This is a genomic window from Streptomyces coeruleorubidus (genome assembly GCF_028885415.1).
In the GTDB taxonomy this organism is placed as follows: Bacteria; Actinomycetota; Actinomycetes; order Streptomycetales; family Streptomycetaceae; genus Streptomyces; species Streptomyces coeruleorubidus_A.
Genome location: NZ_CP118527.1, coordinates 644,632 through 661,650 on the forward strand (window position 1 = coordinate 644,632; position 17,019 = coordinate 661,650).

Here is a 17,019-nt window from a genome sequence, read left to right on the forward strand (position 1 = left end):
TCCTGTCATGTATCGGGTGCGTCAACCCCCTGTACACCGACCTTTCTCGCCATGCCCAGCGCGGGAGCGGGCGTCGTGGCGGAGTGTGCCGAGCCGGCTCTCGGTGCTGGTGTCGATGCCGAGGGCGGCGACCGGTGTGTCAGGAACTCGCGGTCGCGGGCGGGGAGGAAGCCGGCTCCAGACGGACACAGCAGTGGCCGGTGCTGGGCGCCAGGCAGGCGTGGAGGCTGCCGTCCTCGAGCCCTTCGAGGACGCCCCGGAGAAGGTGGAGATTCATGCCGCACACGGTCTGGGTGTGTTCGCGGGCGAGCGCGTGGAAGGGGCAGTTGCCCAGCACGATCGCGTCACCGTCGCGGCGGGGCTCGAACCCGTAGCTCTCCAGAAGGTCGAACACGCCGGTGCCGCCCTGCCCGGCGAGCTGGGCGCCGAGCTGGTGGGCCTTTCGGTGCAGGACGGCGCGGACCGGTTCGCCCGTGGCCTCGGATTCCTCCATGGCCTGGGCGAGGAGCCGTCCGGCCAGCTCGTAGCGCCGCTCGGGCAGGCTGACGGTGACCTGCCTGGCGGAGCGCTTGTAGAGCTTGGCCGGCCTGCCCGCTCCCGGGCCGGTGCGGCCGCTGCGCCGTTCGTAGACGACGTCGAGGAGTGCTTCGTCGGCCAGGCGGTCCAGATGGAAGGCCGCGGTCTGGCGCGCCAGCCCGAGAGCGGCGGCGGCTTCGTCGCGGCCGACCGGTCCCGGCTGGCGCGCGACATGGTCGTACAGCCGCCTGCGGGTCGGTTCGTCCAGGGCGGCGACGGCGGAGACATCGGGCCGGGGTGCGTCTTTCGGTTGGTCCACGAACACCAGTGTAAAACCCACAGCCATTGACTAAAGAAGCCTTCCGCGCTTCTATCGTTAGTGAGAGTTGTCGATAGAAGGAACGGTGCGTCATGACGTCCCCAACCCACACCACCGCGTCCGTCGCGCCCCGGCGGGCTGCACTCAGGGACCCCGGCTACCAGGCGTTCGTCATCCTGCGCGCCGGGTTCACCGTGGCGCCGATCCTGTTCGGGCTGGACAAGTTCGCCAACCTGCTCGTGGACTGGCCCACCTACCTCGCCCCGTGGATCGACGACGTCGTGCCCGGCAGCGCCCAGGCAGCCATGTACGCCGTCGGGGTCATCGAGATCGTCGCCGGTCTCGCCGTCGCTCTCGCCCCGCGTTTCGGCGGCTGGCTGGTGGCCGGATGGCTGGCCGGCATCATCGTCAACCTGCTGACCATCCCGGGGTACTACGACATCGCGCTGCGCGACTTCGGCCTCCTGCTCGGCGCGGTCGCCCTCGCCCGGCTCGCCCAGCGCTACCACGGCGAACGGCAGCCGCACTGACACGGCGGCGCGGACGGGGGAAGGCGGGTGAGCCGGACGAGGGCTCACCCGCCTCACCCGCGCCCGACCCCCGGCCGGGTCAGGTGCGGCCGGACGACTGCCGGGGTGGGATGCGGTGGTGGAGCCCGATCGCCACGGGGCGGCGGTGAGGACGGAGGAGTACGTACCGACCACGAGGCCGATGAGCAGCGCCAGGGCGAAGTCGGTCAGCGAGGACCCGCCGAGCACGGCGAGGGCGGTGAGGATGAACGCGGCGCCGATGCCGGTGTTCACGGTCCGGGGCAGCGTCTGCAGGATGGCCTGGTCGGTGATGTCCGGTAGCGGTGCCCCGGGAGACTTGCGGGCGAGTTCCCTGACGCGGTCGAAGAGCACCACGGAGTCGTTGACCGAGTAGCCGATGACGGTGAGCAGGGCCGCCAGGAACACGCCGTCGACGGGCCTGCCGAGCCAGGCGAAGACCCCGACGAGGATCACCACGTCGTGGGCGAGGGCGACGACCGCCGCCGTGCCGAACACCCACCGGAAGCGTGCCGCGAGGTAGACGAACTGGGCGCCGAGCGCCACGGCGAGCGCGATCAGGGCGCCCCGGCGCAGCTCCTCGCCCAGGCTGGGGCCGACGAGTTCGTCGCGGACCTTGTCCGCCCGGCCCGCGAGATCGCGCACGGTACCGGTGACCTCGGTCTCCTCGGCGTTGGTCAGCGGATCGGTGCGCACCGTCAGACCCGTTTCGCCGGAGGACTGTACGACGGCCCGGGGGAATCCGGCGTCGGCGAGGGCGGTGCGGACCCGGTCGGGTTCGACCGGACTGGTGGTGGCGTACTCGATCAGGCGGCCACCGGTGAACTCCACACCGAGGTCGACGCCGCGCACCACGATGCCCGAGCCGGCCAGGACCAGCGCGGCGGCTGACACGGCCGGCCAGCGGCGTGGCCGGCGCATCAGCCGGGGGTTGCGGCGGATGAGGCGGTCGCGGACCGCACCGGTGGTGGCGATGCCGGTGATGCGGGGGCGACGGCGTACCCGGGGACGGCTCACGGCGGCCTCGGCGAGCACGCGGGTGATCACCAGGGCGCTGAACATGGAGGCGAGCACACCGATGCCCAGGGTGACGCCGAAGCCCCGCACCGGCCCGGAGGCGAGGAAGAACAGCAGGGCGGCCGCGATCAGCGTGGTGATGTTGGAGTCGGCGATCGCGCTGAAGGCGTTGCGGAACCCGGCCGCCAGCGCCGAGCGCGTACTGGGCCGACGGCGGGCCGCGTACTCCTCGCGGGCCCGTTCGAAGACCAGCACGTTGGCGTCCACGGCCATGCCGATCGCCAGGACGAAGCCGGCCAGGCCCGGCAGGGTCAGGGTGGCGCCGAGCGCGGCCAGGGCGGCGTACGAGACGAGGCCGTAGCAGGCCAGGGCGACAGCGGCCAGCACACCCATCAGCCGGTAGACGCCGATAATGAACACTGAGGTCAGCGCGGTGCCGATGGCCGCCGCCCAGGCGCTCGCGGTGATGGCCTGCGCCCCGAGGGTCGGGCCGACGGTGCGCTGCTCCACGGTCTCGACCGGCACGGGCAGGGCCCCGCCGTTGACGAGCAGGGAGAGTTCGCGGGCCTCCTGCGGGCCGAAGGAGCCCGTGATCTGTGTGGCACCGTCACGGATGCCGGTCCGGCAGGCGACGGAGGGGTCGACCTGCGGCGAGGAGATGACCTTGTCGTCGAGGACGATGGCCACCCGCCGGGCCGGGTCGCCCGCCGGGTGACAGGCGGCCTCACCGGTGAGCAGGGCCCAGCCGGCGCGGCCGTCGCCCTCGAAGTCGACGGTGACGTGCCATCCGGCGCCGCCCTGCTGAGCGAACCGGGCGGCGGCCTCCTTGACGTCCTCGCCGGTCAGGGCCGCGGGTCCGATGCGCAACGGCGTGCCGGACTCGTCGGGCAGGACGTGTTCCGGTGGCCGCTTCGGCAGCGGCCGGGAGGCGTCGTCGGTGCTGTCGGCGGTGCCGAGCACCGGGTGGAAGGTGAGCTGGGCGGTACGGCCCAGGACGTCGGCCGCCTGCTCCGGGTCCTGCACACCGGGCAGTTCGACGATGATCCGGTTCTCGCCGGAGCGGACGAGGGTGGGTTCGGCGACGCCGAGCCCGTCGATACGGCCGCGCAGCACCTCCAGGGTGCGGTCGGTGGCCTCACTGTCGGCGTCGGTGGTGGGGGTGGAGCGGGTCTGCAGTACGAGCTGCGTACCGCCGCGCAGGTCGAGTCCGAGGCGGACCGGCACGGTGACGGCGATGTACAGGGAGAGGGCGATCACGGCGAGGGCGAGCAGCGCCCTCACGCGCAGGGAACGGTTCAACGGGTGCCTCCGGCAGGCGCACCGCGGCCACGCGGAAGCGGCCGGGGTGCTGTCGAGGAGAGGGAAAGGGGACGTCAGATGCCGGAGGTCGCCGGGGGCGCTCGCCCACGGTCATGGAGTGTGTGAGGACCCGAGGAGGGGGTGTGCGCGGCCGGCGCCGGGAGCCGCGCGGCGCCGGGCGGGGTGACGTCCGTGCCGGGGGCGCAGGTCGCGAGGAGGCCGCGCGGGGCAGGACGCTCGCTGTGCTGCTCCTGGCGGGTTGCCGCCCGGACGGCGCAGACGGTGTCGCGTCCGTCGTCGGCGCGCGGCTCGGTGTCCCCGTGCCGGCTGGCCCCTGCCACCGCGCCGGCCACCGGCTCGCCCGTCGCACCGGGCAGTGGACCGGCGATGCCGAGCGCGGCCAGCAGCACCAGCACCACGGCCGCCAGTACGGCGACGCGGGGCCGGACGCTGCCGGTACCGGGGGCGGTGCGCGCAGTGCGGTGCATGCACCGTCCCCCTTTCATCGCCGTGTTACGTCGTCGTGTGCTGCGGTGCGGGCGGTTCAGGCTTCGATCAGGCCGGCGCGGATGGCGTACCGGGTGAGTTCCAGGCGGTCACGCAGACCGAGTTTCTGCAGCAGGTTGGCGCGGTGCCGCTGGACGGTCTTGATGCTGATGAACAGCAGGTCGGCGATCTCCTTGGACGAGTGGCCCTCGGCCACCAGCTTGAGGACCTCTTCCTCGCGGGGGGTGAGGATCCGGTCGGGCGTCTCCTCGCCGTGGCGGGCCCGGTCGAGGTAGTTGCGGATCAGGGCGGTGACCGCGCCCGGATACAGGAAGGGCTCGTCCCGCATCGCGGCCCGGCAGGCGGCGACCAGGTCCCGGTCGGCGACGGACTTCAGCACGTACCCGTTCGCGCCGGCCTTCAGGGCCTGGAAGAAGTACTGCTCGTTGTCGTGCATCGTGAGCATCATGATCCGCAGGCCCGGCTTGCGGGCGGCCAGTTCACGGGCGGCCTGCAGCCCGGTCAGACGCGGCATGGCGATGTCCAGCACCGCCAGGTCGACTTCGCGAGCTCGGGCCATCTCGATGGCCTCGGCTCCGTCCCCGGCCTCGGCGACCACTTCCAGGTCCGGTTCCCGGTCGAGGATGAGCCGCACCCCGCGGCGCACCAGCGCGTGGTCGTCGGCGAGCAGGATGCGGATCCTGCTCGTTCCCGTCGTGGCGGTCGTGGTCGCTTCGGGCATGGTCAGGGCTGCTTCCTGGTCACGGGCGCGGTGAGCTGGACCCGGGTGCCGGTGTCGGGTGCCGGGGTGATGTCGAGGCTGCCGCCGATGAGCAGGGCCCGCTCGCGCATGCCGCGGATGCCGGCGCCTTCCCTGGGGCCTCGACGCCGCAGCCGTCGTCGGTGACGGCCAGCACCACCTGGTCGCCGGTGTGACGCAGGGCGACGGTGACCTGTGTGGCGTCCGCGTGCCGGGCGACGTTGGTCATCGACTCCTGCGCGACGCGGTACAGGACCAGTTCGGTCTCCGGCTCCAGGGCCGGCAGGTCGGCATCGAAACGGCGCGTGACCTGCAACCCGGTGTGGGTGGCGAAGTCCTCGGTGAGCGAGGTCAGCGCGCTGACCAGACCCAGGTCGTCCAGCACTCCGGGCCGCAGCCTGCGCGCCAGGCGGCGGACCTCGTCCAGGCTCTCCCGGGTGATCTCCTGCACCTCGTGCAACTGCCCCCGCAGCGGCGGCGGTGCCTCGTCCGAGGCTCGCTTGAGTTCCAGCAGGATCGCGGTCATGCTCTGGCCGACCTCGTCGTGGAGCTCCTGCGCGATGCGGCGACGTTCGGCCTCCTGGGCCAGCAGGGCGCGAGCACTGCTGGTGGCCCTTTCGTGTTCCAGCCGCTCCAGCATGGCGTTGAACGTACGGATCACCTCGGTGATCTCGCCGCCGCCGGAAGCGGGCAGGCGCTGGCCGGGGCGCAGCAGGTCCACGGTGGTCATCAGCTTCGTGAGCCGGCCCAGCGGGGCCAGGCCGAGCCGCAGCAGCGCGGCGTTGGCGACCAGCATGACGGCCAGACCCCCGAGGAGGATGATCGCCTCGGTGAGCAGAACCGGCACGGAGACGGTCACGGGCGCCCACAGCAACAGGGCCGTGGCCGTGCCCAGCACCACGGCGTTGAGGGCGAAGATCCGCCAGAACAAGGACACCGGCCCTGCGCCTCTCTTCCGTGAAACCTCGGTTCACCTCCATCGTCGGGCCGCGCGCAGCCCCACCGCGGTCACGATCCCGGGGCGCTCGAGTGGGCCTGCGGCCAGCCTGCCCCGTTCCGAGCGCCCCGTCGATGGGGCGCGGCCCTCATATTTCCGGTCCCGCGCCACCCATGGCACGGCCGCATGGATCCCCTGCCCCGGCACAAATGGGCCCCGCGCCCGATAGGTGTGCGCCACCGGCCCGGCCAGAGTGGAAGACACCCGATCACCCCGGCCGAGAAAGGAACCGACCATGCCGCTCGATGCCACCCGGGCCGAGCCCCACCTTCACGAGGCCCGTCAGCGCCTGGAACACGCCCGCACCTCCCGGCTGGCGCAGCTGCAAGCGCTGGACGAGACCGGGCCCAGCACGGACGACCACCTGCTGGCCGTCCAGAAGACCGCGATGGAGCGGGTCCTCAAGGAGATCGAGGAAGCTTTCGCCCGCATCGAGGACGGCACCTACGGAACCTGCCTGGGCTGCGCCAAACCTGTCCCCGCCGAACGCCTGGAGATCCTCCCCTACACCCGCCACTGCGTCGCCTGCCGGCGCCGCGCCGCCTGACCGACGCCCGTACCGACCTCCTACGCCCTGCCTCAAAGGGGTGACGTGGTGACCCACCAGACCATCGGCGAGAGCACGACCCTGTCGGTCGAAGACCTCGCCGCGCTGCGCGAGAACCTGCACGAGCAGCGCTTGTTCCGCCAGGAGCAACTGCGCCTGCTCGCCGGACCCACCACCTCCCGTGCCGAGGGCCGGCTCCAGCGGCAGACCGCCGCGCAGGTGGAGGTCCGCATCAAGCTCGCCGCCTCCGCCCGCATGGTCCTCGCCGATGTCGAAGCGGCCCTCACCCGCATGAAGGAGGGCACGTACGGCACCTGCCACCTGTGCCGGCGCCTCGTAGACCGGCAACGGCTGATGATCGTGCCGCAGGCCCGCTACTGCGCCCGCTGCCAGCAGGTCAAGGAGGCAGTCCCATGACCGGCACACACAGCGGTCGACGTACTGCGGCCGCGCAGCGTCCTGGCGGAGTGAGTGCTCACCGGCCGCCGGACGAGGTGGCGGAGGCGTCCTGCGAGGGCTGCTCGTGGGCGTCAGCTTCCAGGCGAGGCGCGGCGTGCCGGTCGGTGCGGTGCTCCTCGCGGGTCCCGGTGAGCCTGAGCCGCGGAGTGCTGGCGGGACCGGGCGGAACGGGGACAGGCCGACGCGCGGTGAGGCGGCCCACCCAGTGGCGGCCGCAGATCGGGCAGGGGGAGCGCCCTGCGGGTCGTAGGGGGACGGCACGCCGTGGCCGTCGCGGGTGAAGTACTCCCATTCAGCCTCGTTGTCGTCGCGGTAGTACTGCACGTCGTAGTCGACGCTCCACTTGTGCCAGCAGTGGCCGCAGGTGAACGCCACGCGTTCGACAGCCAGTTCGGTGATCATCGGCTTGCCTCCTTCCGGACAACCGTTTCGCCTGCGCGCCAGGTGCCCTGAACGGGCGTTGTCGTCTTCTTGACACTTGCCCGCCAATATTTTATGCCCGAGAAGTAAGAGATTGGGCTGATAAGCAACGTTTACGGAGCTGGCCGGTGCTGGGTGTGCCGTGGGTGGCACATGTGAGGACGGTCCAGACCGCGTCCGGTGCGCCGCTCCGGTCCCCGGCCACCGTGACCGGCGCCAGGCCCACGGCGCGTGCCTAGCTCGCCCGCCGAACCATGGGAGGCAGCGCCGCGCGTCCCGCCGCTCGGCGGCGGAGACCCCCGCCCTCGCCCATGCCCAATGCCCAATGCCCCAACAGTTATGGAGAGTCACCGTCCGGGGGACATCCGGCGAAGATGACCTGGGCCGCGGCCAGCAGCGCGCGCATCTCGTCGATGACCGGCCGGTGAAGGGGCAGCGTCAGATGGCCGACGCCCGGCACCAGCACGTTGCGGGCCTTGAGGTCCGGATGGTCGATGCGCCCCCTGGCGGCGGGGATGACTGCCTCGTCCAGGTCGCTGTAGAAGGCCACGAACCGGGTGCGGCATCCCGCGGCCGGTTCGGCGAGTTCGGTCAGGAGCCCGCTTCCCGGGCGTAGCTGGCGCAGCAGTGGATGGGCCGGGGCCAGCATGGCGGTGGCGGTCCCACCGTGCGGCGTCGCCAGTGTGATCACCAGTGGCACGTGCGCATCGCCGCCGAGCCGCTGCACGTAGTAGCGGGCGATCAGCCCGCCCAGGCTGTACCCGATCACGACCACCGCCCGCCCCCCACCGCGGGCACACACCTGCTCGACCTGGCGGCCCAGCGACCGGGCCGCCGTACGGATGTCCGATCCGAAGGCGTTGCAGGCGACCGGGATGAAGGGGCCCACGCCGTCGGCGCGCAGCTCACGCTCCAGCGGCGGGACGACCGACGCTCCGTCGGCCAGCCCATGCACCAACAGCACAGGAACCCCCGCATCGGCGGGGAGCGGATCGCCCGGGCCCGTCGGCCGCCCGTGCAGGGCACGGCCCAACAACCCGGTCAGCTGCCCGACGCCCTCCGCGGTCATGTCGAGCGGGAGCCGGGCCAGACGTATCACCGCCCGGCTCGCCTCGATGCCTATGCCGCGCGCCGGTGACAGCCCCGGCACGGTCAGTTGCGGCCTGAAAGGAATGCCCGTAGCCGTTCACCTTCCCTGCAAGAACCGTGCCCGTCCTTCCTGACGGAAGAGCTGGACGGGAAGATCACCATGGGAAACGTTGCGTCAGTCGGCCTAGTCCGCCGCTACGGTTCACTGTGGACGCTCCCGGTCACAGATGCCATTCGAGGAGTCCTCGCCCCAGGGCAGCGCGGTCCGGAACCACGGCAGCGCAGCGACAGCCGCGCAGGCGCAAGCGTCGCATCGGCCCTACGGTGGTCTTAGGAGGGCCGCAGGAGCGACTTGGCGTTGTGGAGGAGGCTGCGATGGATGAGCACTTCGTCTGGGTAACGACACGCCGCCTTCGGCCGGGCACCCTGGAGCAGTTCGAGACGGCATGGCGTCCCGAGCCCTACCCACAGGGCCTGCGCCGCGCCTTCGCCTACTGGTCCGAGAACGGACAGGAGATCACCGGGGTGTCGTTCTGGGACTCCAAGGAGGTCTGCGACTCCTGGCGGGACTCCGAACCGGAGAAGCAGCGGCGCGCGGCCATGGCCCCCTACGTCGTCGAGGAGCAGGAGGGCTTCTACCACGGCCGTGAACTCGCCGTCCCCCAGCGATAGCTGCAGATGAACGGGCACGGTCGTCCGACCGTACCGCCGCCTCGGCGACGTCACGGTTCCTTACGTGTGCCCCCGGATACTGGTTGTTCCGTGGGGCCCAACACGCTGCGGGACGCCGCTGCTCTCGGCCTCGGCATCCTCCGCTTCAGTGAACGGACTATCGCCCACCCAGGCCACCTGTTCCACCAACGAGGCCTGCGAGCGCACGCAGGTGATCACCTCGACAAGCTGATCACGCAGCAACGTGCAGGCACCGGGGCTGATGCTCAACGGCAACCCGGCCTCCTCAGCGCGTCGTTCAACTCTCGGCACGAACAACGAGCTCCAAGCAGGCGCCGCGGACGGAACCGCATCACCACCAGGAAGTTCCACACACTGGACAACGCGCAATCAAGACCGACGAAAACGCCGTCGAGCCGTCATCACACCAATGGCCCAGTTCACGGCCTGGACTGGTTCAGGATGCGGCTGCGCGTTGCGGCACCACCGCGACCGGGCAGTCGGCGTGCTGGAGCGCCGCGTGCGCCACGCGGCCGAGGGGCAGCGAGAGCGGCCCTTGGCGTCTAGGGGCGCCGAGGACGAGCAGGTCGGCCGTGACCGAGTGCGTGAGCAGGACGTGGTGGGCCGGGCCCTCGACGGTGACGCGGTGCACCGGTACGTCCGGGTGTTCGCTCTCCGGGGCGCGCAGGGCATCGTCGAGCAGGGTCGCTGCCTGATCCTCGTAGTGGTGGGCGGGGTCCCCGGCGAACAGCGGATGCGCCAGGGGCCGGTGGGCAGGGCGGCGCCAGGCGCGTACGGCGTCCAGCGCGCAGCGCCGTGCTTCGGCTTCGCGGAACGCGAACCGGATCGCCGCCGTGCTGGTCGTGGCATCGCCCACGCCGACCACGATGCGGCCATTGGCCCCTTGCCGATTCTGCGGGGCGCCTCGTACCACGACCACCGGGCCGGCGGCGTGCGTGGCCAGGGAGCGGCTGACCGAACCCAGCAGTGCTCCCCTGATCGGCCCTCGGCCCCGGCATCCGGTCACGACGGCGGCGGCGTGCCGCGCCTCCCGCAGCAGCGCCGCCTCGGCCTCCTCGGGGACGATGTCGACCGTGATCTTCACATCCGGGTTGCGCTGCCGAGCCCGTTCGGCCGCCCGGTCGACGACGCCCTGGGCCAGGGCGTGCTCGGAGGGCACCTCGGCGGACTGCGGGAAGACCGGGCCTTCGTAGCGTTCCCACAGGCAGGCGTGCACGATGCGCAGATCCAGGCCGTGCCGGGCCGCCTCGTCCATGGCCCAGTCGGCCGCCCACAGGCCGGCCTCTGAGCCGTCGACGCCCACGACCAGGGGCAGCGTCATCGTTCCCACCACCTTCAGCACGTGCCAGGACGATGCCCTTATTTTCTCGCGCCTTTCCCAACTTCGGCAAAGGTCGCTGTACCCGAGCCCGCGCCGTGAGCCCGTTGCTGGTCGGGGCGGAACCGCGCGGGTCGGCACAGTCAGTCACTGCGCGCCGAGTGCGGTGCGGCGACAGTGTCGGCGTCAGGGGGGCCGCCTGCGGCTTGCTCGCTCCACTGGGCCCGCCTGACTGTTTCTGCGATGTCGTCGGGGTCCGCGGCCGCGCTGCGGGGGTCGTCGGGTCAGTCCTGGACGAGGGTGGTGGCCCAATCGGCCCAGGTGGCGACCAGCCGGTAGTAGTCGGTGAGGAAGCGACCGACGAGCGTGTTCTGCGCAGCCCGCTCGGGGAACGGTGCGTGGCCCGAGAGGTAGGCGCGCGCGGCGGCGAGGTTGTCCTCGTTGCGTTCGGCGGCCCAGGCGCGGGCCGCGCGGAGGGTGGCGAGGGTGTCGGCCTTGGTGCCGGACTCGGCGAAGAAGACGCCGTCCCAGGCGCGGGCCTGCCAGCCGGCCGACCCCGAGCGCGTACGAGGCCTGCCCACCGACGCCGGGGTCAAGCCGCCGAGCTTCGAGGACCTCACCGCCCCCATGCACTTCGGGGCCGACGCCGAGTCCGCGTACGGCCTGGTCACCGGCCTGCTCGGGGATGCTCGACGGCCTCGACGACACGGCCCGCGAGCAGGCACCGGCCGATCTGCGGGCGACCATCGAGGCCCATCGGACACCCGATGGCGTGCTCTACCCCTCGGCCACCTGGCTCATGACCACCCCCCGCGCCTGGGCAGCCGCATGTCCGGAACCCTGCTGAGCAGGCTGGGTTCGCATCGGCGTGGATTGACGGGCCGGGGCACGATCCGGTGACACACCGGCCACGACGCCACCGATCCCGATCAGCGGTACATCCTGCCGACCGCCGTACTCGGCGCCCGCCTCCTGGACCGGCCGGCCCGCTCACGCAACCCCGCGAGTGATCCGGACGGCCTCCGGTGGGTACAGGGTCACGCATGAACGTGTGGTCGCCGGTGCCACCGCGGGACTACCTGCCGATCAAGGACCACGGTCTGATCGGCGACGGCCGCGGCTGCGCCCTGGTCGGCCGCGACGGCGCGGTCAGCTTCATGTGCGTCCCCCGTTTCGACGCTCCGCCCCTGTTCTGCTCACTTCTCGACCGTCACCGCGGCGGATCCTTCCTGCTCACTCCGGACGGGCTGCGGCTGAGCCGTCAGCACTACGTCGAGGACACCGGTGTCCTCGTGACAGACCTGCGTGCGGACACCGGAGTCGTGGAAGTCACCGACGCATTCCTTCTCCGGCCAGACGCCCAACTGGAGGTGGACGCCCCGGTCGGCGCGGGAGAACTCGTCCGGCACGCGCGTGTCACACAAGGTTCAGTCGATCTGCGTGTGCTGGTGCAGCCGCGCGGTGAAACCCAAGCCGAGCGTCAGACCGCGGGATGGCGACTGACCTGCCCCCAGCAGTCGCTGAAGCTCTACCTGACCGCCTCCCGGCCACTGCCCGGCCCTCGGTGCACCCTGCCTCTGAGCCACGGCGAAGACGTCTGGATCCGTCTGCGCTGGAGTGACCAACGGGACGCCGTCCCAGGACGACCGGTCTCCCAGCGCCTCGACAACACCGTACGAGCGTGGCGCCGGTGGTCGGCTTTCGTGGTGGACGACCCTCCCCGCGCCGACCTGGTCCGCCGCTCGGCCATCACACTCAAGCTCCTGGACTACGTCGAGAACGGCGCCATCGTCGCCGCCCGACCTCCTCTCTGCCCGAGCGCATCGGAGGCGACCGCAACTGGGACTACCGGTACGCATGGATCCGCGACGCGGCGTACACCGTCTTCGCCTGCGCCGGATCGGGCTTCCCGACGAAGCCGGAGGCTTCCTCCACTGGGCGCTGACCGCCGCCTGGCGGGACGGGCGACTGCGCGTGCTGTACGACGTGGACGGCCGGCCACCGCCGCCGGAGGCGATCGACGACGAACTGGAGGGCTACCGCGGCTCCGCACCCGTACGGTGGGGAAACGCCGCCGTCGAACAGCTTCAGCACGACGTGTACGGCGAACTCCTCGACTGCGCCTTCCAATGGGCGGCCACGGGACGACCTTGAGCACCGGTCTGTGGCACCGCCTGTCCGGCCTGGCCGAGCAGGCCCGCACGGCTTGGCGGACACCGGACCACGGCATCTGGGAAGTACGCACCCACGGACGCCGTTCACGTACTCGGCGGCGATGTGCCAAGTGGCCCTCGACCGCGCCGCACGGCTCGCCACCCGCCTCAATCTCCCGGGCAACGCCACCACGTGGGCGGCAGAAGCCCGCCATCTCGCCGGACGGATCATCCACGACGCGTGGGACGAGCGCATGAACTCGTTCACCGAGCACCTCGGTGAACGAGGAGGACTCGATGCCTCCCTGCTCGCCCTCCCCCTGCGACGTGTCTCTGCCCGCCGATCACCCGCGCATGGTCGCCACCACGCAGTCGATCACCGAACGCCTGGCGCGGGCAACGGTCTGTTGTACCGCTACCTGCACAGGAATCCCCCGACGGACTCGACGAACCGGAGGGCGCCTTCCTGCTGTGCAGTTTCTGGCTCGTGGACAACCTCGCGGCCAGGGCCGCGTCGACGAAGCCTCGGAGCTGTTCGACACACTGTGCTCCTACGCCAGCCCGCTCGGTCTGTTCGCCGAGCAGATCGACCCCCGGGACCGCTCCTTCCTCGGCAACTTCCCCAAGCCCTCAGCCACGTCGGCCTGCTCTCCAGCGCCGTCGTCCTCGCCCGCGCCGAACGCGGCGTACGCCCGGAGCTCTCCACCCACGCGTGGTTTCAGTGAGGCAGCCGCAGCGTTTTCACGCGGCTGATCGGTGGCTGGCCGCCGAGTGCGTGTGGCCGCGGTGGCGGTTGTAGACGTGCAGGAAGTCTGCCAGGGCGTTGGTGCGTTCAGTGTTGCTGGTGTGGGGCCGGAGGTAGGCCCATTCGTCGAGGTGGGCGTGCGGGTGTGCTTGGGCGTGGGCGGGCGTCAGCCGGCCAGCCGGTTCATCTTGCGGATCTGCTTGTCGAAGGCCCGGGCGGGAGCGACTCGCGCAGTGTGCTCGCGCGTCCGGCCATGGGGCCGGCGGTGTAGCGCAGCTTCGGCCTCGCGTCGGTGGCCGCCGCGACGATCGCCTTGGCGACGACGGTGGGGCGTCGCCGTCCCTGATCGCCTCGGCCATCACGCGGTCGGCGGTCTGCCGCTGCTGCGCGTAGACCTGCAGGGGCGTGTCGGGTTTCGCACTGTTGGCCTCGAATCCGGTCCTGGTGTAGGCGGTTGGACGATGAGCGCCCGGACGCCGTGCTCTCGGACCTCGTGGTCCAGGACTCGGTGTAGCCCTCGATCGCATGCTTGGAGGCGGCGTAGACGGCCATGTAGGGCTGGGGCAGGAACCCGAGCACGGACGAGATGTTGATGATGCGCCCGCGTCCCTGGGCGCGCATGTGCGGCAGGACCTCGTTCACCATGCGCATGACCCCGAAGACGTTGGTGTCGAAGACGCCCTGGGCCTGCGCGACGGAGGTTTCCTCGGCCGCTCCCATCGAGCCGACGCCGGCGTTGTTGACGAGGACGTCGATCCGCCCGAACCGCTCGATCACCTGCTGGACCGCGGTGGTGACCGAGGCATCACTGGCCACGTCGAGGTCGAGGAACGACACACCGTCGAGCGGGCTGACGCGTGAGGTGTCGCGGCTTGTACCGGCCACGTCGAAACCCGCTGCGACCAGCGCGAGCGCGGTTTCCTTCCCGATGCCGGATGACGCACCCGTCACGAGTGCCACCGGCCTGTTCGTCGGCATCATGGATTCCTGACTCTTGGAAACTGATCGGTTTCCCCTCATCGTAAACCGATCGGTTTCCATGCGCAAGCTCACCGGACGCGCGTCCGCCCATTCGCTGCGAGCCGTACAGCGCGGGGACACGCCGTCGTGACGGCTGCCGAGACACGCACGAGGACTGCCCTGGGCCTCGCGATGATCAGGCGCTCTTGGAGACAGTCGCGGCTCAGGGGGAGAAAGCCGGCCGCAGCCAGACCTCAGGCCTCCTCCCCTGCCGGGTGCCCGGCAGGGGAAGGGCGTCAGGCGTGATCGGCGCAGCAGGGTGTGGGGTTGGGCACTTCGAACGGTGCGAGTGCGCCACCGGGGGCGGGGACCAGGGCGAGGGTGAGCTGACCGTCTCGCCACTCGGGTCGTACGTGGTCTCGGGTGAGCACGGGGGTCGCGGGATCGGGTCCCTGGCCGTCCGTCGACGGCTGCCCGACCACGGTGATCCGGTCGATGGCGGTCAGGCCGAGCACGTCGGTCACGGTGACGATGCCGGTGAGGCGGTCGGCGCCGGGATAGACCACGGCCCGTCCGCCCTGTCGGCGGGCGTGCTCCGTGGCGGCCAGTGCTGCCGTGCGGGCGGCTTGGTGGGGGCCGTACTCGCGCTCCCCCAGGACCGCGCTCACCGTCGGCCCCGCCAGTTCGGCGAGGCGTGCCCACGTCACCTCGGCCACGTCGGTGTCGGGCAGGGCGAGGGAAACGGCCGTGCCCCTGTGTGCGTCGGTGCGGATCAGGTGGGTGCAGGCGATCGTGCCCGACGGGAGGCCGAGGCTGCCCATCAGATGGTGGATCAGGTGGTCGGCGTCGCGCAGGTTCGCGATCCCGGCGTCCAGGCCGATGACGGTGTGGATGCCGGGCACATCGTGCGGTGCGGTCATGCCGGCAGGACCCACATGGGGTTGGAGTAGAACCACAGGTCCTTCCACGGGTCGGCGTCGCCGACGACGTCGAGGGCAGGCCCGGCCGGGTCGACCGCGGCGCCCATCGGGCCGACGGCGGTGCGGTTGCCGTCGGTGCCGCGCAGCCGCACGTACACCGGCTTTTCCACGCGGCCCAGGGAGTACGTCATGCGGACGGTGCCGGTGGACTTGTTCACCTCGAAGGACTTGACGACCTTCGTGTCCGGCGTAGTGAAAGCGTCCTTGTCGGACACGGGGCCCGTCACGTCGCCCTGGATGACGTCCACGCGGGCCAAGGTGGGCACGAACTGCGCCCAGTTGGGCCCGTTGGCGAGGCTGATCTCGACGACGAGATCGACGTTGCTGCCGCGGCGCACGTGCAGCGCACCGCCCAGGGTGACCGCGCGGCTGCCGGAGCGCAGCTGGGCGCCCAGGCCGCTGATGAGGCCGCCGTGGTCCACCCAGACTCGGCCGGCGCGGATGCCGTCCATGACCGCCTTGTACGAGAAGGAGGCCGCGCCGACGTGGGTACGGCTGTAGTAGCCCGGCCAGTAATCGCCCTGGGTGAGGTCGATCTTGCCGCTGTAGACCGGGTCGGTGTGCTTGCCGCCCGCGGTGTAGTCGCTGTCCGGGCCGCCGCGCACCGCGGTGTCGGCGTAGACCTGGTGCGAGTCGGAGTTGGCGGTGATCCACCACGGTTTGCCCTCGGCCAGGAGGCTGTCCCACAGGCCGCCGACGGTGGAGGTCATCCAGTCGAAGCCGCCCCATGTGCGGTAACTCTCCAGCGGGTAGCCGGCGAAGGAGTTGGCGCTGGGGTTGTTGTCGTAGATGCCGCGGGCCCGGCCCATCCCGAGCGGCGCGGGGATGCCCGCGGCCTGGTGGCCGGGCGCGCCCTCCATGCCGACGGCGATCCGGTGCTTCGGGTCGGTGGCGTCGCGCCAGGCCCGTATCTCGTGCGGGGAGTCGACACCGCGCCGCGCCGGGTGGTTGGCGAGCATCAGCGCGTCCTTGACCTTTCGGCGCTGGATTTGCTCGGCGAGGAAGTTCAGGCCCGCGATGGCGAGCGCCTCGTTGGCGGGCGTCGAGGCGCCGGCGTCCTTGACGCTGCCGTCGTAGTCGGTCTCGAACTGCTTGAGGACGGAGACCTCGTTCATGCCGGGGTGTACGAAGACCGTGCCGTGCTCGGCGCCCGGGATGTTCCACTCCAGGCCCTGGAAGACGAGGGTGTCCTCGTACGCTGCTCGGGCCTCGCGGATGTCCGGGTTGACCTTCTCCACGCCGATCCTGGAGTGGGTGGCGTTGCCGTGGTCGGTGATCACCAGCCAGTCCATGCCGTACCGGGCGCCATGGCGGACCTGGTCGACGACGCGGGTACTTGCCGTCGTTGCTGTACTGGGTGTGGATGTGGTGGTCGCCGGCCAGCCACAGGTACCCGCCGGAATGCGAGCCGTGCGCTGCGGGCATCTGGCCGGTCGACGCGGCTGCCTCCCCCGCGCCACCGAGCACGCTGCCCGTCGCAAGCCCCGCTCCGAGAAGGCCGGTGCGCCGCAGCATGGACCGCCGCGACAGCTGGCTCGGCGTCAACTCCTCGTCCGGGACGGACGTGTCGAGAGCCGGAGGCAGAGACGAGGCGTCCTCGCTGGCGTGGTGATGGTGGTGGCCGTGGTCGTGTCTGTGGCCGTGGCTCATGTTCAACTCCCGCGAAGGGCAGACGCGTAGGCGCTTGGAACGGACGTGCAGAGTGTGAAAAGC

13 protein-coding genes and 6 pseudogenes are annotated in these 17,019 nt (G+C 71.2%); 7 read left to right on the plus strand and 12 right to left on the minus strand.

Annotation, left to right across the window (positions count from 1 at the left end; all coding sequences use genetic code 11):
• Positions 1-139: 139 nt before the first annotated feature.
• Positions 140-841 carry a helix-turn-helix transcriptional regulator gene (locus PV963_RS03090; RefSeq protein WP_425541010.1) on the minus strand — a complete coding sequence of 234 codons (702 nt, stop codon included), beginning with the start codon at positions 839-841 and terminating at the stop codon, positions 140-142.
• Positions 842-927: 86 nt separating this feature from the next.
• On the opposite strand from PV963_RS03090, the gene PV963_RS03095 reads away from it, so the two are divergent.
• Complete coding sequence (locus PV963_RS03095; protein ID WP_274814016.1) at positions 928-1,365, plus strand: hypothetical protein; 438 nt, start codon at positions 928-930, stop codon at positions 1,363-1,365.
• Positions 1,366-1,416: 51 nt separating this feature from the next.
• Here PV963_RS03095 and secD read toward each other — a convergent pair.
• The 4 genes and pseudogenes from secD to PV963_RS03115 form a co-directional block, all read right to left on the minus strand.
• Positions 1,417-3,699, minus strand: a pseudogene (secD, locus tag PV963_RS03100) (protein translocase subunit SecD); the annotation flags it as partial.
• Between the two features lie 74 nt (positions 3,700-3,773).
• Entirely contained in the window at positions 3,774-4,187 is a 414-nt protein-coding gene (locus PV963_RS03105; protein WP_274814017.1) for a hypothetical protein, read from the minus strand.
• Positions 4,188-4,243: 56 nt separating this feature from the next.
• Positions 4,244-4,927 carry a response regulator gene (locus tag PV963_RS03110; RefSeq protein WP_274814018.1) on the minus strand — a complete coding sequence of 228 codons (684 nt, stop codon included), beginning with the start codon at positions 4,925-4,927 and terminating at the stop codon, positions 4,244-4,246.
• Between the two features lie 2 nt (positions 4,928-4,929).
• Positions 4,930-5,882 (minus strand): annotated as a pseudogene (locus tag PV963_RS03115) (HAMP domain-containing sensor histidine kinase).
• A 295-nt stretch (positions 5,883-6,177) separates the two neighbouring features.
• Between PV963_RS03115 and PV963_RS03120 the strand changes: the two are divergent.
• Together PV963_RS03120 and PV963_RS03125 are read left to right on the plus strand one after the other, a co-directional pair.
• Positions 6,178-6,489, plus strand: a complete 312-nt coding sequence (locus PV963_RS03120) for a TraR/DksA C4-type zinc finger protein (protein ID WP_274814019.1) — start codon at positions 6,178-6,180, stop codon at positions 6,487-6,489.
• Between the two features lie 45 nt (positions 6,490-6,534).
• Positions 6,535-6,906 (plus strand): TraR/DksA family transcriptional regulator, encoded by a 372-nt coding sequence (locus tag PV963_RS03125; protein WP_274814020.1) that lies wholly within the window; start codon positions 6,535-6,537, stop codon positions 6,904-6,906.
• Between the two features lie 799 nt (positions 6,907-7,705).
• Here PV963_RS03125 and PV963_RS03130 read toward each other — a convergent pair.
• Entirely contained in the window at positions 7,706-8,518 is an 813-nt protein-coding gene (locus tag PV963_RS03130) for an alpha/beta fold hydrolase (RefSeq protein WP_274814021.1), read from the minus strand.
• Positions 8,519-8,832: 314 nt separating this feature from the next.
• Here PV963_RS03130 and PV963_RS03135 point away from each other — a divergent pair, with 314 nt between their 5' ends.
• Positions 8,833-9,129: a hypothetical protein gene (locus tag PV963_RS03135; protein ID WP_274814022.1), complete on the plus strand. Its 297-nt coding sequence runs from the start codon at positions 8,833-8,835 to the stop codon at positions 9,127-9,129.
• A 457-nt stretch (positions 9,130-9,586) separates the two neighbouring features.
• On the opposite strand, the gene PV963_RS03140 is transcribed toward PV963_RS03135, so the two are convergent.
• Both PV963_RS03140 and PV963_RS03145 read right to left on the minus strand, forming a co-directional pair.
• The gene (locus tag PV963_RS03140) at positions 9,587-10,471 is read right to left on the minus strand and encodes a universal stress protein (protein ID WP_274814023.1); all 885 of its coding nucleotides are present in this window, start codon (positions 10,469-10,471) and stop codon (positions 9,587-9,589) included.
• Between the two features lie 281 nt (positions 10,472-10,752).
• A complete protein-coding gene (locus PV963_RS03145; protein WP_274814024.1) occupies positions 10,753-11,064 on the minus strand; it encodes a hypothetical protein in 312 nt (103 codons plus the stop codon).
• 447 nt (positions 11,065-11,511) lie between these two features.
• On the opposite strand from PV963_RS03145, the pseudogene PV963_RS43525 reads away from it, so the two are divergent.
• The 3 genes and pseudogenes from PV963_RS43525 to PV963_RS43535 all read left to right on the plus strand — a co-directional run.
• A pseudogene (locus tag PV963_RS43525) lies at positions 11,512-11,874 on the plus strand (trehalase-like domain-containing protein); the annotation flags it as partial.
• Between the two features lie 284 nt (positions 11,875-12,158).
• Positions 12,159-12,622: pseudogene (locus tag PV963_RS43890) on the plus strand (glycoside hydrolase family 15 protein).
• A gap of 121 nt (positions 12,623-12,743) precedes the next feature.
• Positions 12,744-13,346 carry a hypothetical protein gene (locus PV963_RS43535; protein ID WP_342456358.1) on the plus strand — a complete coding sequence of 201 codons (603 nt, stop codon included), beginning with the start codon at positions 12,744-12,746 and terminating at the stop codon, positions 13,344-13,346.
• Here PV963_RS43535 and PV963_RS03155 read toward each other — a convergent pair.
• The 4 genes and pseudogenes from PV963_RS03155 to PV963_RS03170 form a co-directional block, all read right to left on the minus strand.
• Positions 13,340-13,494 (minus strand): annotated as a pseudogene (locus PV963_RS03155) (IS481 family transposase); the annotation flags it as partial. The gene PV963_RS43535 and the pseudogene PV963_RS03155 sit on opposite strands and share 7 nt — an antisense overlap.
• 55 nt (positions 13,495-13,549) lie before the next feature.
• A complete protein-coding gene (locus PV963_RS03160; RefSeq protein ID WP_342456359.1) occupies positions 13,550-14,407 on the minus strand; it encodes an SDR family NAD(P)-dependent oxidoreductase in 858 nt (285 codons plus the stop codon).
• Positions 14,408-14,622: 215 nt separating this feature from the next.
• On the minus strand, positions 14,623-15,246 hold the full coding sequence (locus PV963_RS03165) for a hypothetical protein (protein WP_274814025.1): 624 nt from the start codon (positions 15,244-15,246) through the stop codon (positions 14,623-14,625).
• A pseudogene (locus tag PV963_RS03170) lies at positions 15,243-16,956 on the minus strand (PHP domain-containing protein). The gene PV963_RS03165 and the pseudogene PV963_RS03170 overlap by 4 nt, the downstream one beginning before the upstream one ends.
• Positions 16,957-17,019: the final 63 nt, after the last annotated feature.

What these genes read in the sequence shown, in the direction of transcription:
- PV963_RS03110 (WP_274814018.1), bottom strand. Translation starts at nt 4,927, where the DNA reads ATGCCCGAAGCGACCACGACCGCCACGACGGGAACGAGCAGGATCCGC.
- PV963_RS03135 (WP_274814022.1), top strand. Translation starts at nt 8,833, where the DNA reads ATGGATGAGCACTTCGTCTGGGTAACGACACGCCGCCTTCGGCCGGGC.
- PV963_RS03095 (WP_274814016.1), top strand. Translation starts at nt 928, where the DNA reads ATGACGTCCCCAACCCACACCACCGCGTCCGTCGCGCCCCGGCGGGCT.
- PV963_RS03120 (WP_274814019.1), top strand. Translation starts at nt 6,178, where the DNA reads ATGCCGCTCGATGCCACCCGGGCCGAGCCCCACCTTCACGAGGCCCGT.
- PV963_RS03160 (WP_342456359.1), bottom strand. Translation starts at nt 14,407, where the DNA reads ATGGAAACCGATCGGTTTACGATGAGGGGAAACCGATCAGTTTCCAAG.
- PV963_RS03140 (WP_274814023.1), bottom strand. Translation starts at nt 10,471, where the DNA reads ATGACGCTGCCCCTGGTCGTGGGCGTCGACGGCTCAGAGGCCGGCCTG.
- PV963_RS03105 (WP_274814017.1), bottom strand. Translation starts at nt 4,187, where the DNA reads ATGCACCGCACTGCGCGCACCGCCCCCGGTACCGGCAGCGTCCGGCCC.
- PV963_RS03165 (WP_274814025.1), bottom strand. Translation starts at nt 15,246, where the DNA reads ATGACCGCACCGCACGATGTGCCCGGCATCCACACCGTCATCGGCCTG.
- PV963_RS43535 (WP_342456358.1), top strand. Translation starts at nt 12,744, where the DNA reads ATGTGCCAAGTGGCCCTCGACCGCGCCGCACGGCTCGCCACCCGCCTC.